Source organism: Mesorhizobium sp. P2_H9, assembly GCF_056403215.1.
In genome coordinates, this window is the sequence record NZ_JBFUFX010000004.1 from 83,612 (window position 1) to 98,686 (window position 15,075).

16 protein-coding genes and 1 other RNA gene are annotated in these 15,075 nt (G+C 62.8%); 4 read left to right on the forward strand and 13 right to left on the reverse strand.

Features of this window, described 5'->3' with window-relative positions; genetic code table 11:
- Position 1 precedes the first annotated feature (1 nt).
- From AC1DXN_RS08680 to ffs, 12 genes are all read right to left on the reverse strand, one after another.
- Positions 2-340 carry a hypothetical protein gene (locus tag AC1DXN_RS08680; RefSeq protein WP_477275489.1) on the reverse strand — a complete coding sequence of 113 codons (339 nt, stop codon included), beginning with the start codon at positions 338-340 and terminating at the stop codon, positions 2-4.
- Positions 341-378: 38 nt separating this feature from the next.
- On the reverse strand, positions 379-1,131 hold the full coding sequence (locus AC1DXN_RS08685; RefSeq protein WP_477275491.1) for an ABC transporter ATP-binding protein: 753 nt from the start codon (positions 1,129-1,131) through the stop codon (positions 379-381).
- On the reverse strand, positions 1,128-1,970 hold the full coding sequence (locus AC1DXN_RS08690) for an ABC transporter ATP-binding protein (RefSeq protein WP_477275493.1): 843 nt from the start codon (positions 1,968-1,970) through the stop codon (positions 1,128-1,130). The genes AC1DXN_RS08685 and AC1DXN_RS08690 overlap by 4 nt, the downstream gene beginning before the upstream one ends.
- Entirely contained in the window at positions 1,967-2,887 is a 921-nt protein-coding gene (gene nikC, locus AC1DXN_RS08695) for a nickel transporter permease (protein ID WP_477241548.1), read from the reverse strand. The genes AC1DXN_RS08690 and nikC overlap by 4 nt, the downstream gene beginning before the upstream one ends.
- Complete coding sequence (locus AC1DXN_RS08700; RefSeq protein WP_477275495.1) at positions 2,884-3,951, reverse strand: ABC transporter permease; 1,068 nt, start codon at positions 3,949-3,951, stop codon at positions 2,884-2,886. Before AC1DXN_RS08700 ends, nikC begins: the two co-directional genes overlap by 4 nt.
- Positions 3,952-3,969: 18 nt before the next feature.
- Positions 3,970-5,613, reverse strand: coding sequence for an ABC transporter substrate-binding protein (locus AC1DXN_RS08705; protein ID WP_477275497.1), 1,644 nt, complete (start codon positions 5,611-5,613; stop codon positions 3,970-3,972).
- A gap of 262 nt (positions 5,614-5,875) precedes the next feature.
- Positions 5,876-7,153, reverse strand: a complete 1,278-nt coding sequence (locus AC1DXN_RS08710; protein ID WP_477275498.1) for a lytic murein transglycosylase — start codon at positions 7,151-7,153, stop codon at positions 5,876-5,878.
- A gap of 179 nt (positions 7,154-7,332) precedes the next feature.
- The gene (recR, locus tag AC1DXN_RS08715; protein ID WP_477241542.1) at positions 7,333-7,938 is read right to left on the reverse strand and encodes a recombination mediator RecR; all 606 of its coding nucleotides are present in this window, start codon (positions 7,936-7,938) and stop codon (positions 7,333-7,335) included.
- Between the two features lie 76 nt (positions 7,939-8,014).
- Positions 8,015-8,944 carry a cell wall hydrolase gene (locus AC1DXN_RS08720; RefSeq protein WP_477275500.1) on the reverse strand — a complete coding sequence of 310 codons (930 nt, stop codon included), beginning with the start codon at positions 8,942-8,944 and terminating at the stop codon, positions 8,015-8,017.
- 217 nt (positions 8,945-9,161) lie between these two features.
- Entirely contained in the window at positions 9,162-9,485 is a 324-nt protein-coding gene (locus AC1DXN_RS08725) for a YbaB/EbfC family nucleoid-associated protein (RefSeq protein ID WP_258604934.1), read from the reverse strand.
- 29 nt (positions 9,486-9,514) lie between these two features.
- Positions 9,515-11,332, reverse strand: coding sequence for a DNA polymerase III subunit gamma/tau (locus AC1DXN_RS08730; RefSeq protein WP_477275502.1), 1,818 nt, complete (start codon positions 11,330-11,332; stop codon positions 9,515-9,517).
- Between the two features lie 105 nt (positions 11,333-11,437).
- An RNA gene (gene ffs, locus AC1DXN_RS08735) (signal recognition particle sRNA small type) lies at positions 11,438-11,534 on the reverse strand.
- Between the two features lie 154 nt (positions 11,535-11,688).
- Here ffs and AC1DXN_RS08740 point away from each other — a divergent pair.
- The 3 genes from AC1DXN_RS08740 to AC1DXN_RS08750 are packed head-to-tail and all read left to right on the forward strand — an operon-like array spanning position 11,689 to position 13,416.
- Positions 11,689-12,108: an HIT family protein gene (locus AC1DXN_RS08740; protein WP_477275504.1), complete on the forward strand. Its 420-nt coding sequence runs from the start codon at positions 11,689-11,691 to the stop codon at positions 12,106-12,108.
- 37 nt (positions 12,109-12,145) lie between these two features.
- A complete protein-coding gene (gene nudC / locus AC1DXN_RS08745; protein WP_477275506.1) occupies positions 12,146-13,114 on the forward strand; it encodes an NAD(+) diphosphatase in 969 nt (322 codons plus the stop codon).
- Positions 13,111-13,416: a Dabb family protein gene (locus AC1DXN_RS08750; RefSeq protein WP_477241532.1), complete on the forward strand. Its 306-nt coding sequence runs from the start codon at positions 13,111-13,113 to the stop codon at positions 13,414-13,416. The genes nudC and AC1DXN_RS08750 overlap by 4 nt, the downstream gene beginning before the upstream one ends.
- A gap of 30 nt (positions 13,417-13,446) precedes the next feature.
- On the opposite strand, the gene AC1DXN_RS08755 is transcribed toward AC1DXN_RS08750, so the two are convergent.
- Positions 13,447-14,508, reverse strand: coding sequence for a LysR family transcriptional regulator (locus AC1DXN_RS08755; protein WP_477275508.1), 1,062 nt, complete (start codon positions 14,506-14,508; stop codon positions 13,447-13,449).
- Between AC1DXN_RS08755 and AC1DXN_RS08760 the strand changes: the two genes are divergently transcribed.
- Complete coding sequence (locus AC1DXN_RS08760) at positions 14,458-15,051, forward strand: isochorismatase family protein (RefSeq protein WP_477275509.1); 594 nt, start codon at positions 14,458-14,460, stop codon at positions 15,049-15,051. The genes AC1DXN_RS08755 and AC1DXN_RS08760 overlap by 51 nt on opposite strands.
- Positions 15,052-15,075 lie beyond the last annotated feature (24 nt).

Consider the following 15,075-nt stretch of genomic DNA (forward strand, 5'->3'; position numbering starts at 1 on the left):
ATCATTCATTGTCGTTGGAGGGTTCGGGGCGCGATTTGGCGCGCTGCCACGGCGACGATCTTGAGGTGCGCCAGGCATGCCAGCCTTTTGGCAAATCGGCCAAGGCAAGGATGCTTTCATCCAACCGAACGACCTCTTGCAGGCCGACGAGCATTATCTCGCGTTCGTCCCAATCTCGAGTGTCGCTGCTATGAAATTGCCAACTGCCACCTTCATCGTTGTAGGTGTCGTCGTCGTCAGCTTCGTGCACAACGTATGCGATCCAGTCGCCACGTTCAAATATGCTCTTGTCCGACAACACCGCGACATTGGGTGGGTCTTCGAACTTCCATTCCTCCATAGGAAACCCCAGAACGCAGTGGGCAGAAAGAAGCGAATTCAAACGGTCCTCACAAACCCCTCACTCGCCCTGAGCAGGTTGCGCGTATAATCCTTCGTCACGCGGTGCCCGATCAGCTGGCTCGCGGTTAGATTCTCGACTGCCTCGCCGTTCTGCATCACCATCAGCCGCTCGCACATATGGGTGACGATGGCGAGGTCGTGGCTGACCATCAGGAAGGTCAGCTTGCGTCGCCGCCTGATTTCTTCCAGCAGGTTGAGCACCTCCGCCTGCACCGAAGCGTCGAGCGCCGAAGTCGGTTCGTCGAGCAAAAGGATCGACGGTTCGAGGATCAGGGCACGGGCGATCGCGACGCGCTGGCGCTGGCCGCCTGACAATTGATGCGAATAGCGGAAGCGGAAGCCATTGCCGAGGCCGACCTCGTCCAGCGCCTGCTGGATGCGCTTTTCGCCATCGGCAAAGCCGTGGATGGCGAGCGGCTCCTGCAGCAGCCGGTCGACGGTCTGGCGCGGATGCAGCGAGCCGTACGGGTCCTGGAAGACCATCTGCACTTCGCGGTAAAAAGCCTTGTCGCGGCGCAGCCCAAGCTTCTTGCCGTTGACGGTGATGCCGCCTGAAGCGACCGGCGCGAGGCCGGCGATTGCCCGCAGCAGCGTCGATTTCCCGGAGCCAGATTCGCCGACCAGGCCGAAAGATTCGCCTGACCTGACTTCGAGGCTGACGCCTTTCAGCGCGCGAAAGCGGTCGAAGATCACCTCGAGCCCGTCCACAGAGAGCGCCGCCGCCGTCATGCCGCCCACTCCGGCTTGCGATCGAGCACCGGCAGTGGGTGGCGTTCGAAGCCTATCCTGGGCATGCAGTTGAGCAGACCGCGCGTATAGGGATGCTGGGCGTCGCGGAGCTCGGATGCCTTCAACTGCTCGACCACCTTGCCGGCATACATGACGATCACCCGGTCGCAGAAGGACGAGACCAGGCGCAGATCGTGCGAGATGAAGATCAGCCCCATGCCGCGCTCGCTGACCAGCCGGTCGAGAATGCCGAGCACGTCGAGCTGCACGGTGACGTCGAGCGCCGAGGTCGGCTCGTCGGCGATCATCATTTCCGGCCCGGCGATGAGCATCATGGCGATCATGGCGCGCTGGCCCATGCCGCCGGAAACTTCATGCGGATGCAGGTCGAAGACACGGGCCGGGTCGCGGATCTGCACCGCTTCCAGCATGGCGAGCGCGCGATCGCGTGCCTCGGCCTTGCCGACCTTCTCATGCGTCCGCAGCGTCTCGACGATCTGGCGGCCGATGCTCATGACTGGGTCAAGCGAGTATTTCGGATCCTGCAGGATCATGGCGATACGTTTTCCCCGCATGGCCCTTCGTTCGCGCGGCGACACGCCGAGCAGGTCGATGCCGTCAAAGGCAAGCTTGTTGGCCGATATCCGGGCCTGCGGCGGGGTCAGGCCCATAATGGCGCGGCCGGTCTGCGACTTGCCCGAGCCGCTTTCACCGACAATGCCCAGCCGCTCGCGGCCAAGCGAGAAGGAGACGCCGCGCACCGCCTCGATCAGGCCGGTGCGGGTCGGGAAGGTGACGCGCAGATTGTCGACCTCGAGAAGCGCACGGTCGCCGCTCATTGCTCGCCACTCCTTGGATCGAGCGCGTCGCGCAGGCCGTCGCCGAGCAAGTTGAAGCCGAGGCTGACGATGAGGATGGCGAAGCCGGGCGCGCCGGCCACCCACCACTGATCGAGCACAAAGCGACGGCCCGAGGCGATCATCGCGCCCCATTCGGGAAGCGGTGGCTGCGCGCCGAGGCCGAGGAAGCCGAGTCCGGCGGCGGTCAGGATGATGCCGGCCATGTCGAGCGTCACCCTGATGATCAGCGAGGAGATGCAGAGCGGCATGATGTGGCGCAAAACGATGCGGAACGGCGAAGCGCCCATCAATTGCACCGCCTTGATGTAATCGGAATTGCGCACGGTCAGCGTTTCGGCGCGCGCAATGCGGGCATAGGGCGGCCATGAGGTGATGGCGATGGCCAGAACCGCGTTCTCGATGCCGGGGCCAAGGGCGGCAACGAAGGCCAGCGCCAGGATCAGCTTCGGGAAAGCGAGGAAGATGTCGGTGATGCGCATCAGGATGGCGTCGGTCCAGCCGCCGGCATAGCCGGCTACGGTGCCGACCAGCAGGCCGATCGGGGCGGCGATGACAGCGACAAGGATGACGACATAGAGCGTCCATCGCGAGCCGAAGATGATGCGCGAGAGGATGTCGCGGCCAAGGTCATCTGTGCCGAACCAGTGCGCGGCGCTTGGCGCCAACAGCCGCGAATTCTTGAGGTCGCCGAATGTCGGGGAATAGGGCGCCAGCACATCGGCAAGGCCCGCGACCACCAACAGCGCGATGATGATGAGCAGGCCAAGAAACGCCAGCCGGTTGGCGGAAAAGCGCCGCCACGCCACGTAAGTGCGGCCGAGCCTGGCCTGCATGCGCGAGGCTGGCCGCTCGCTGAGCAGCCAATCGCGACGGCTCTGGATCACCTCGGCGCTCATCCTGCCTTGGTCCTTGGATCGAGCACGCGGTAGAGCAGATCGGACAAAAGATTGATGGCGATGAAGACCGAGCCGATGACGATGGTGCCGCCGAGCACGGCGTTCATGTCCGCGTTCTGCAGCGAATTGGTGATGTAGAGGCCGATGCCAGGCCACGAAAACACGGTCTCGGTCAGCACCGAGCCTTCGAGCAGCCCGGCATAGGAAAGCGCGATCACGGTGACCATCGGCACGGCGGCATTGCGCAACGCATGGCGCCAGATGATGCGGGTTTCCGACAGGCCCTTTGCGCGCGCCGCAACGATGTATTCCTGGGCGAGCTCGTTGAGCATGAACGAGCGCGTCATGCGGCTGATGTAGGCGAGCGAGAAATAGCCCAGCAGCCCTGCCGGCAGGATGATGTGGCGGAAGGCGTCATAGAAGACATCCCATTGGCGCTGCCACAGCGCATCCAGAAGATAGAAGCCGGTGATCGGCGTGAAGGTGTATTCGTAGACGACGTCGAGGCGACCGGGAAAGGCGACCCATTTCAGCTTGGCGTAGAACAGCACCAGACCCAGCAGCCCGATCCAGAAGATCGGCACGGAATAGCCGATCAGCCCGACGATGCGCACAATCTGGTCGATGATGCTGCCACGCCGCACCGCAGCCAGCACGCCGAGCGGCACGCCGAGCACGGAACCGATCAAGGTTCCCAGCGTCGCCAGTTCGATCGTCGCCGGAAAGGCACGGCGGATGTCGGTCATGACAGGATTGGTGGTCAGCACCGAGGTGCCGAAATCGCCGTTCAGGGCGTTTTTCACATAGATATAGAATTGCTCGACCAGGGGCAGGTCGAGACCCATCTCGCGGCGTGTGCGCTCGACTACATTGAGAGGCGCCCGGTCGCCGAGCACCGCCAGCACCGGGTCGATCGGGATGACACGGCCAATGAAGAAGGTGACCGCGAGAAGACCGAGATAGGTCGTTATCGCGATGACCAGGAAGCGGCCAGCGAAGGATGCAACAGCAACGGCGCGGGCGCTACCGCGCCGCGCCGCCACTTGGTTTTCAACCGCGCTCATGCGGCGCGTCCGCGAACGCTATTCCTTGGAGACCGGCCCGACGAAGTTGGTGTCGAAGCTCGGTCCGAGCACGAGGTTCTTGAGGTTCTTGCGCAGGCCAACCACTTCCAGTTGCTGGTGAATGATGACGAAGGGGCTGGTGTCGAGGACCTTCTGCTCGAGATCCTTGTACATTTCGGCGCGCTTGCCGGCGTCCTTCTCCAGCAGTGCTGCTTCTGTCTCCTTGGTCAGATCTGGAATGTCCCACGAGTTGCGCCAGGCCAGCGTATGGGATTTGCCGGCATCCGAATTGTCCGGGTTCGAGGCGAAGGTCTGGGCATTCGAATTCGGATCGAAATAGTCCTGGCCCCAATTGCCGATATAAATGTCGTGGTTGCGGGCGCGATACTTGGTCAGCGTCTGCTTGCCGTCGCCGGGAATGATCTCGAGCTTGATGCCGGCCTGTCCCAGCGTCTGCTGGATCGATTCCGCCATGCCGGTTGTCGGTTGGCCGGTGCGCACGTCCATGGTCACGCTGAAGCCATCCGCCAAGCCGGCCTTGGCCAGAAGTCCCTTGGCCTTGGCGACGTCGAGCTTGAAGGGATTGTCATCGATGGCGCCAAGGTCGCCCTTGGGCAGGAAGGCCTGGTGGATTTCGCCAATGCCCTTGAGGATGGTCGTGCTCAGCGCATCATAGTCGACCAGATATTTGAAGGCCTGGCGAACCTCGGGCTTGGCAAGGTTCGGGTTCTTCTGGTTGAGGCTGATGTAATAGACCGTGCCCTTCGGCGCGCTGGTGGTGGTGAGGTCGGCGTTCTTGGCGACGGCGTCGAGATCGTTCGGCTCGAGGTTGCGGGCAACGTCGATGTCACCGGCTTCGAGCGCCAGGCGCTGGGCCGAACTTTCCTTCATGTTGCGATAGATGACGCGGGCAAGCTTGGCCTTTTCGCCGAAATAATTGTCGTTGCGTTCCAGCACCACCGCCTCGTTGGCGCGCCATTCGCGCAGCTTGAAGGCGCCGGAGCCGGCATAGCCGGTCTTCAGCCAGGCATTGCCGAAGTCGTTGTCCCACTTGTAGTCGGCGCTCGGCGTTACGGCTGCGACATGTTCCTTGACGAGCTTGGCGTCGACGACCGAAGCGACGGTTGCCGACAGGCAGTTCAAGACGAAGCTTGGCGCATAGGCCTTGTCGACGGTGAACTGGAAGGTTGCGTCATCGACTGCCTTGGCCTTTTCGGTGACGTTGTCGCCGCTGATGCCGAACTGGCCGATGATGAAGGCGGGGCTCTTGTCGAGCTTGACGGCACGCTCGAACGAGTAGGCGACGTCGGCTGCGGTGATCGGGTTGCCGGAGGCGAATTTCAGGCCCGGCTTGAGCTTGAAGGTGTAGGTCAGGCCGTCGTCGGAGACGGTCCAGCTGTCGGCGAGATCAGGCTTGACCTTGGACGTGTCGCTAAGGTCGAGGCGGACGAGCAGATCATAGGTGTTGCCGGTGACTTCGGCGGTCGAGAGCTCGAACGCCTCGCCCGGATCCATGGAGATGATGTCGTCGATCGCGAAACCTTCGACCAGCGTGTCGGCGGGCGTGACCGCGCCAGCCGGCGCACCGGCCAGCAGCAGCGCGGACATGGCAGCGCCTGCGAGCAAGACGCGCGAGCGTAGAGCAAACTTTTCCATCATCATTTTGATTGTTCCCTGTTTTGTTGGTTTGTTGACCCGAGTTCCCGGCTCAGGCTGCAGAATTAATTCCGGGGTCGAACGACGGCCCTCCGACCCCTTACCGTCGTGGTTTTTGTCCAATTGGTCAACACCATATCCGGCGGCTTACAAGCCGGCAACGAGCATTTGCACGACAGCTTATTGGACCAGAATGGGCAGGGCCGCGTCGACGCATATGCCGGCTAATCGAAGCCGCCAATCGGGAAAAATCTGCTAAGTTTTGTGGCTACTTCAGCGCCGCGACCAGATCGGCGTCGGGGAAGCAGGTGGCGGCGCGGCCGTTCTTGGCCTGCCACTCGCCGATCGAGCGGCGCGTCTTGAAACCGGGCAGGCCGTCGGCGCTGCCAACATCATACCCCTTGGCCTCCAGCGCCCGCTGCAGGCCGGCAATGTCGGAGCGGTAGAGGCCGCCGACCGCCCCCCAGCTGCCGGAAAAATCGCTGTCGCCATGGGCGATGCGGTCGGCGCCATGGCCGATGAACAGGGCGTAGAGGTCGCTGGTGTTGTATTGCTTCAGAACGTAGAAATTGGGCGTGGCGATGAAGGCCGGGCCGCTGCGCCCGGCCGGCATCAACAGAAAGCCTTCGGCCTTCAGTTCGCTGGCCGGGAACGGTTTGGCGCCGACGCGCTTGATGCCCATCGCCGTCCATTCGGAAATCTTCTTACCCTGGTCCGGACCTTCGAGCGAGCAAGAGACACCTTCCGGCACCGTCACTTCAAAACCCCAGCCGCGGCCCTTCACCCAGCCATAGTGGACGAGGTAGTTGGCGATCGAGGCGAGCACGTCCGGCGTCGAATTCCAGATATCGACGCGGCCGTCGCCATCGAAATCGACGGCATGTTTCAGGAACGAGGTCGGCATGAATTGCGGCTGGCCGAGCGCGCCGGCCCAGGACGATTTCATCGCACCGACCGGGGCCAGCCCGCGCTCGACGATCTCGAGCGCGGCCAGCAGCTCGGTGCGAAAGAAGTCCTTCTTCGTCGACATGAACGCCTTGGTGCCGAGCACCTCGAAGGCATCGTAAGGCATCTTTGCCGCGCCGAAGCCGGTCTCCCGACCCCAAATCGCCAACAGCACCTCACCCGGCACGCCGTAGCGCTTTTCGATGGCGGCCAGCGTGTTGGCATTGGCCGCCTCGCGCGTGCGCCCGCCCGATGTGACGGCGCGCACGGTCTTTTCGGCGAAATAGGCGCCGGGCGAACCGAACTCGGCCTGATGCTGCTTCTGCGGTGTTGTCGCCTTCTGGCCAGGCAGGACAAGGTCGGGAAGCTTGAGGTTGGGCGTCACGCCATCGAAGGCGGCATCGAAGGTTCTTTTGGAGATGCCTTTGGCCTTGGCTTCCAGCCAGAGGTCGCTCTGCAGCCAGGCGCGGAATTGATCGTCGATCTTCGCGGCGGAGGCTGGGAACGAGATGAAGAGGCCAATTAGTGCGGCCAGAAGAAATGCGAAGCTGGGTTTGCGAAGGCCGCACTCTGTCGCGCCCCCCTCTGTCCTGCCGGACATCTCCCCCACACGGGGGGAGATCGGCTGTCGATTCCACTTTCGCCAGTCACCAACGTTGAAAAGAAAGCGCCGCCCGCGAAGCTGCCAATCTCCCCCCGCGTGGGGGAGATGTCCGGCAGGACAGAGGGGGGCGCGAAGGAATGCAGTCATCTCAGGAGCATTCTTCTTTGCCAATTGCGTCAAAACGCCGTCCGCGAACGTAGAGCAGCGGCCAGCGTGCCCTCGTCGAGATAGTCGAGTTCGCCGCCGACCGGCACGCCATGCGCCAGCCGGGTCACCTTGATCTCGAACCCGGAAAGCTGGTCGGTGAGGTAATGCGCGGTGGTCTGGCCCTCGACGGTGGCGTTGACGGCGAGAATCACTTCCTTTACCTCGCCGCCGGCGACGCGGTCGACCAGCGAGCGGATGTTGAGCTGCTCGGGACCGATGCCGTCGAGCGGCGACAGCGTGCCGCCGAGCACATGGTAGCGCACGTTCATGGCCGCCGCCCGCTCCAGCGCCCACAGGTCGGACACATCCTCGACGACGATGAGCGTGGCGGCGTCACGGCGCGGGTCGGTGCAGATCATGCAAGGGTCGGACGTATCGACATTGCCGCAGGTCGAGCAGATGCGCACCTTGTCGACCGCCTCGCTCATGGCGGCGGCGAGCGGCGACAGCAATTGCTCTTTCTTCTTAATGAGGTGGAGGGCAGCGCGTCTGGCCGAACGGGGACCGAGCCCCGGCACCTTGGCCAGGAGCTGGATCAGGCGTTCGATCTCGGGACCGGCGATTCGCTTGGACATCGCACCGGTTTAGGATTTTTTGACGCGCTTTGGAACGTATCAACGCGCAAAGGAAGCGGCGATCGAACGCCGCCGCCTAGTTTGCTTCCTGGCCGACGATCATCGCGGCGACGGCGTCGGTGTTCTCCGGCGTCGATTCAAATGCCATCGCTGCCTGCTGCGGCGCGGCCGGGAACGAGGTGATGATCTGCGGGCTCGCGGGTCCGCCGAAACGGGCGGCGTCCGGCTCCTGCATGGGCTCTTGCATCGCCACCATCGTCGGCTTGGCGGTGGACTTGACGAGGGCCGGCTTGACAGGGCTCACCCTTGCGGACTTCACAGGCTGCGCCACGGCGGCAGTCACATAGGTTGCCTTGGCGGCTGTCGCCTTGAGAGGATCTACCGGCTCTGCCGAGGCGACAAGCGTGACCGGAGCAGCAGGCACAGATGATCTGGGCGTTGCGGAGGCAACCATGGTCGTCGGCTCGTCCGGCAGCGGCTGCCAGTTGCGGCCGCGCTTTTCGTAGAAGGCGTTGCCGCCGGCGACCATCGTGTAATGCATGTTCTTGTATGGGAATTTCAGGCCGGCGGTGTGGAAATACATCGTGTTCTTGAGCTTAGCCTTGCGCTCGCCCTTGAGCACCGCCTCGGCGGCTTCCTCGACATCGGGCATCGCCTTGGAATTCATCGGCCGCGTCATCACGCCGGGGGCGAACTGGCCTGGCTCGCCGACGACGTCGCAGATGGTGCTGCCATGCTGGCCGGAGCGCAGCCGGTTCATGACGACGGTGCCGACGGCGATCATGCCGTCACGGCTCGAACGGTTGGACTCGAAGAACATCGCCCGTTCCAGGCACTCCTTGTCCTTCGGCGTGTGGCCGAACGGGCGGCTCAGAAAACTGGGCGTGATAGCATCGGTCAGGCTGGCGACCGACATGCTGTGGGTGGTCTGACTGCAACCGGCCAGAAACAGCGGAGAGGTGATAACGCCGAGTATCAGCGGCGTCTTCCATCGCGTCGCGATCAACAAAATTGCCTCATTTCCAGATGCCAGCCCGCCCCGAGATGTGGCAAGAATGAGACTCTTAAAGGCAAAAAGATGGCTAAAGGATTAGCATTCGTGCAGCTTGGGTAAAACTTTATGAATGCTTGGAAACAACGCCGTGAACACTCCTGGGGAAACCGTTAAGATCACGGCTGGAAGCGAATTTTCCTTCACAATCAATTAACTGGTTGCCGCCGGCTTAGAATGGCAGTTTCATCCCAGGCGGTATCGGCAAGCCTGCCGTCAGCGCCTTGGTCTTCTCCTGCATGATTTGCTCGACCTTATTTTTGGCGTCATTGTGGGCGGCCAGAAGCAGGTCTTCGAGAATCTCGACCTCGTCTTCCTTGAACAGTGACGGATCGATCTTCAGCGACTTCATCTCGAACTTGCCGGTCAGTGTCACGACGACCAGGCCGCCGCCGGCCACGCCGGTGGCTTCCAGCGTGGCGATCTCGTCCTGCATGGCCTGGAATTTGGCCTGCATTTCCTTCGCCTTGCCCATCAGGCCGAGAAGATCTTTCATTGATCCGATCCTTTGCAGAGTCTGGTTTGTCAGGTCTCGTCGTCATCGGCCGGCGGCTCGACCGGCACTTCGGTCTTGTCCGTGTCGACTTCCGGCGCGTCTGGAATGCGCACGTCGATGATTTTGGCGCCGGGAAAGCGCGCCAGGATGGCAGCGACGGTCGGGTCGCTCTTGGCATCCAGGAAAGCGTTCTCGCGTTTGGTCGATTCCATCTCGGCCAGCGTCTGGCCGCCGGTTTCCTTCGACAGCGACACCAGCCAGCTGCGGCCTGTCCAGGCGCGCAGCTTGGTTGTCAGATCGTTGAGCAGCATTTTTGGCGCGTCGTCGGTCAGGCTGAGGTCGATGCGGCCGGGCTCGATGCGCACCAGGCGCATGCAGCGCTTGACCAGCACCTTGAAGGCGATGTCGCGCTGGGCGTCGGCAAGGGCGGCGATGTCGGCCAGCGATTTCAGCAGCACCGGCGGCACTTCCGCGACAGGCTCGGGCGGTGCAACAAAGGCGGCAGGCATCGGCTCGGTCTCGACCAGCCGCATGGTCTGCGCGCCGCCGCCGGGCGTCGGCATCCGTGTCTGCGCCACAGCGCTGGCGCCGCCGCCATTGCCGGGGCTTGCCGGCGCACCGTTCGAGCGCGGCGCGCCATTCGAGGCCGGCACTGCACCCTCCAGCGACCGCAGCGCCTCGTCCAGCGTCGGCAGGTCGGCGGCGTGAGCCAACCGGATCAGCACCATTTCGCCGGCGCTGACCGGCCGGTTGGACGACTGCACCTCGGGAATGCCTTTCAGCAGCATCTGCCATGTCCTGGACAGCACCCTGACCGAGAGCGTCCTGGCAAAGTCGGCGCCACGCGCACGCTCATCCTCGGACAGCGAGGCGTCGTCGAGGGCCGTCGGCACGAAACGCAGCCGGGTGACGAGGTGATTGAACTCGGCAAGGTCTGTCAGCACCGCGGCCGGGTCGGCGCCGGTGTCGTACTGGTTGCGGAATTCGGCTAGCGCCGCCGCCACATCACCCTTCATCACATGTTCGAACAGGTCGACGATGCGGGCGCGGTCGGCCAGGCCCAGCATGGCGCGCACCGCTTCGGCGCTGACTGCGCCGCCGCCATGGGCGATCGCCTGGTCGAGGATGGACAGCGAATCGCGCGCCGAGCCCTCGGCGGCGCGGGCGATCATCGCCAGTGCGTCGTCGTCGACGGCAATGCCTTCCTTGGCCGAAATCGAGGCGAGATGCGCGACCAGCGCGCCGGCATCGATGCGCCTGAGGTCAAAGCGCTGGCAGCGCGACAGAACGGTGATCGGCACCTTGCGGATTTCGGTGGTGGCAAAAATGAATTTGACGTGCGGCGGCGGCTCTTCCAGCGTCTTCAGCAGGCCGTTGAAGGCCTGGGTGGAGAGCATGTGCACTTCGTCGATGATGTAGACCTTGTAGCGCGCCGACACCGGGGCGTAGCGCACGCGCTCGATAATGTCCCTGATGTCGTCGATGCCGGTGTGCGACGCCGCGTCCATCTCGATCACGTCGACATGGCGGCCTTCCATGATTGCCTGGCAATGTTCGCCCAGAACGGCAAGGTCGATCGAAGGCTGATCGACGCTTGATGTCTTGTAGTTCAGCGCCCGCGCAAGGATGCGCGCCGTCGTCGTCTTGCCGACCCCGCGCACGCCGGTCAGCATCCAGGCCTGGGCGATGCGGCCGGTGGCAAAGGCATTGGTCAGCGTGCGAACCATCGGCTCCTGGCCGATCAGTTCGGAGAAATTGGAAGGACGGTATTTGCGCGCCAGAACGCGATAGGCGCCGGCCTTTTGCTTATCCAGGTTTTCTGGGCCCGAATTTCCGGCTTCGCTCATTCGCCCGTAAAGCTCCAAAAGGCCGCGTCCGAGGGTGGCCGATTCCTGCTAATAGTCTCGCCCGCGCTGCAATGCGTCGTCAATGTCGCGAGAGGGGCCGATGAGGTGGGAGGCTGGAACAATGACCCGTTCCGGGCTCGTTAGGGCTGCTTCCTTCCGGACCTGACCCGGTTGGCGAGTGGATCGTCCACCACCAACCTCCCGCGTTCCATATCGGCAATTGCGCGATGAAATGCAAGTGCACACGAGAATCCGCATCGCGAACCGCGACCGATCAATGATTCGCTTGCAGCCCTCTTGCAGCCGCTCTAGCGTTCACAAGTTTGAAAAAAGCCGCAAAATTGAAGGAAACGCCGATGCTGCCGGGCCTCAAGGCCGGATTCACGCTCGACTCCAGGCTGGAGGTGGACAGCGAGCAGCTGATGTGGCTCGGCCTGTGCGAATTGCGCGTGATGAACGACTGCCGCTGGCCGTGGCTGCTTCTGGTGCCGCAGCGGCCAGGCTCGGAGGAAATCCACGAACTGACGCCGCTCGACCAGGCGATGCTGACCTTCGAGACCAACATGGTGGCGCAGGCGCTGAAAAAGGTGACCGGCTGCACCAAGATCAACACCGGCGCGCTCGGCAATATCGTGCGCCAGCTGCATGTCCATGTCATCGCCCGCTCGGAAGGCGATCCCGGCTGGCCGGGGCCGGTGTGGGGGCACGGCATGCGTGAACCCTATCAGCGCTCCGACATCCGCAAGTTTGCGCAACAGATCAAGGCGGCGTTATAAGCCTGTCCGTGCCAATCCCAGCCTTCGAGTCCCCTGAATGACCTTCCGCCTGTTTGACGCGCCCTTGCGCGAGCCGAGCCAGTTCGTCGGCTTTGCCGGCAACACCATCGACCGGCAGTCCGAGAACCGTGCCGACGATTCCGTCGAGAAGGCGCTGGCCGACCCCTCAGCACAGCTTTTGCTGATGCATGGCGGCCGGCTTCACCTGAAGCTCAGGGATGGCAACTTCGATCCGTGGTTCCATCTGGCCGAGAGCCGGCCGCTCAAACCCTCGCCCGAACAGGGCGTTCTGCTCGGCTTTTCCGAAAGCGGCCCGGTGTTGGCCGTGCCGGTCGCGATCGAGTCCGAGCAGCTTCCCGAAACCATCAAGGCCATCGACTATCGCTCGGTCTACATGCAAGGGCTGATCGACGAGGCGGCTGCCGGTGCGCTGGCGCAAGGCGCGGCCTTGCTCGCCTGGCATGCCAGCCACCGCTTCTGCAGCAAATGCGGCACCCAGTCGGACATGCGGGCCGGCGGCTACAAGCGCCACTGCCCAAATTGCAGCACCGAGCATTTCCCACGCACCGACCCGGTGGCGATCATGCTGACCGTCACCCCGGAAAAATGCCTGCTTGGCCGCGGCCGGCATTTTGGGCCGGGCATGTATTCCGCGCTTGCCGGCTTCATCGAGCCGGGCGAGACGATCGAGGCGGCGGTGCGCCGCGAGACGCTGGAGGAAGCCGGCATCCGGCTCGGCCGCGTCGTCTACCACGCCAGCCAGCCTTGGCCGTTCCCCTATTCGCTGATGATCGGCTGCTTCGGCGAGCCGCTCAACGACGACATCCAGGCCGACCTCAACGAACTCGAAGACTGCCGCTGGTTTTTCCGCGATGAGGTGCGGCTGATGCTGGACAGGACGCACAAGGACAACCTGGTCACGCCGCCGAAAGGCGCGATCGCGCATCACTTGATCCGCGCCTGGGTCGATAGCGAAACGAGAAATATCGCAGGAGTACGAACATGATCCGTCACACCGTCGTCTTCACGCTGAAGCATCCGCCACACTCACTGGAGGAAAAAAGATTCCTCACCGACGCCAAGAGAATCCTCAGCGCGATCAAGGGCGTTACGCATTTCGAGCCGCTGCGGCAGGTCAGCCCCAAGAACGACTATCACTTCGGCTTCTCGATGGAGTTCGTCGATCAGGCGGCCTATACGAGATACAATGATCATCCCGACCACGTCGCCTTCGTGCGCGACCGCTGGGTGCCGGAAGTCACGGCGTTTCTCGAAATCGACTACGTGCCGCTGGGCCTGCTTGTCTAGAGCACTTTCGGCATCCCTAGTTGCCGTGGGCTAACGCGGTGAGCGCCCGTCCTTGAACGCTTCGGAAAACTCGGCAACGATCGCTTTTGTCAAGCGGCCGGTGATCCTGTCCTTCTGCCAAAGCGCTGTCATCTCGACGGGAGACGGTTCCCAGTCCGGCAGGACACGGACCAGTGCACCGGATTTCAATGCGGCCTCGACCATGAAAATGGGCAGATTGGCGACGCCGAGCCCTCCAATCGCGGCATCGATCAGTATGGTCTGCCGGTTTGCCGCAAAGCCTATCCTGGGACTCACCGTGGTTGTCACGCCGGCATGGTTACGCAAATCCCATTCGACCAGATCACGACGGATCGCCAGCGCAGGAATATCCTTCAGATCCTGCGGCTCCTTCAGACCGGGATGTGCCGCCAGATAGTCCGGACTGGCGACCAGCATTCGCGGCAAGGTCGCTATCTTCTTGAACACCAGCGCGGAGTCCGCGACCGACCCCATCCGGACAACGAGATCGTATCCTTCCTCGATCAGGGATACCCTTCGGTCTTCAAGCGTCATTTCGATCATGACGTCCGGGTATCGGCTTTTGAACCGGATCAAGGCCGGAGCAAGCACTGCCGTGGCCATGTCGGGCGGTAGCGACAGACGCACCCTCCCCGACAGCGCTACCCGCTCGTCCTGAACCTCGGCGACGGCTTCTTCGGCGAGCGTAAAAGCTGTCCGACTGCGGTCGAAAAGCTGCTGGCCCTGCTCGGTCAGCACGACGCCCTTCTTCGTGCGCCGGGCCAGCCGAACGTTCAAAGCCTGTTCTAGCGCCGATAGGCGGCGAGAGAGCGTAGCCTTCGGGATGCCCGTCGCACGTTCGGCGGCCGCTAGCCCGCCAGCCTCGACGATGCGAACAAACAGCGCGAGGCCGTCGAAGTCTCCAAACGTTGTCATGTTCCATTTGTGGAACATGACATGGGTATTTTTCAAGCCTTCCGCAGTGTTCGTTTCATTCATAAATCCATTGGCGAGCGATTGCGCTCCCAAGGAGATCACATCATGTCCAAGAATTTCACGCCCGAGAATTCCGCGCTTCTGCTGATCGACCACCAGCTTGGCACCATGCAACTGATCAAGAACATTGACGTCGAGCAGGCCAAGCGAATGTCGCTGGCGCTGGCGAAAGCTGCAAGCATCCTGGGCATACCGACCGTGCTGACCTCGAGTCAGGAAGATCGGCTGCAGGGTCCGCTGCTGCCGGAACTGCAGGAGATCCTTCCCGACGCGTTCGCCAAGCGCGTCAAGCGCGAAGGCGTCGTCAATGCATGGACCGATGCCAACTTCAAGGCAGCGGTCGAAGCGACGGGTCGCAAGAACTTGGTCATGGCTGGCGTCACCACCGACGTCTGCCTTGTCTTTCCGGCGATCGACGCCGCTGCCGAGGGCTACAAGGTGCAGGCCGTCATGGACGCTTCGGGTTCGCCGTATGAACTTTCCGAGGACATGTCGCGCCGTCGCATGCAGGACGCCGGCGTCATCCTGACGGCGACCAACACCATGATCGCGGAACTCGCCCAGAACTGGGGCACGCCAAACGGGCAGAAGCTCATCCAGTTGCTGTTCACGGACGTGCTGCCGCCGATCCAGGCGTAGCCGATATCAAGCCCGCAGGAAGCC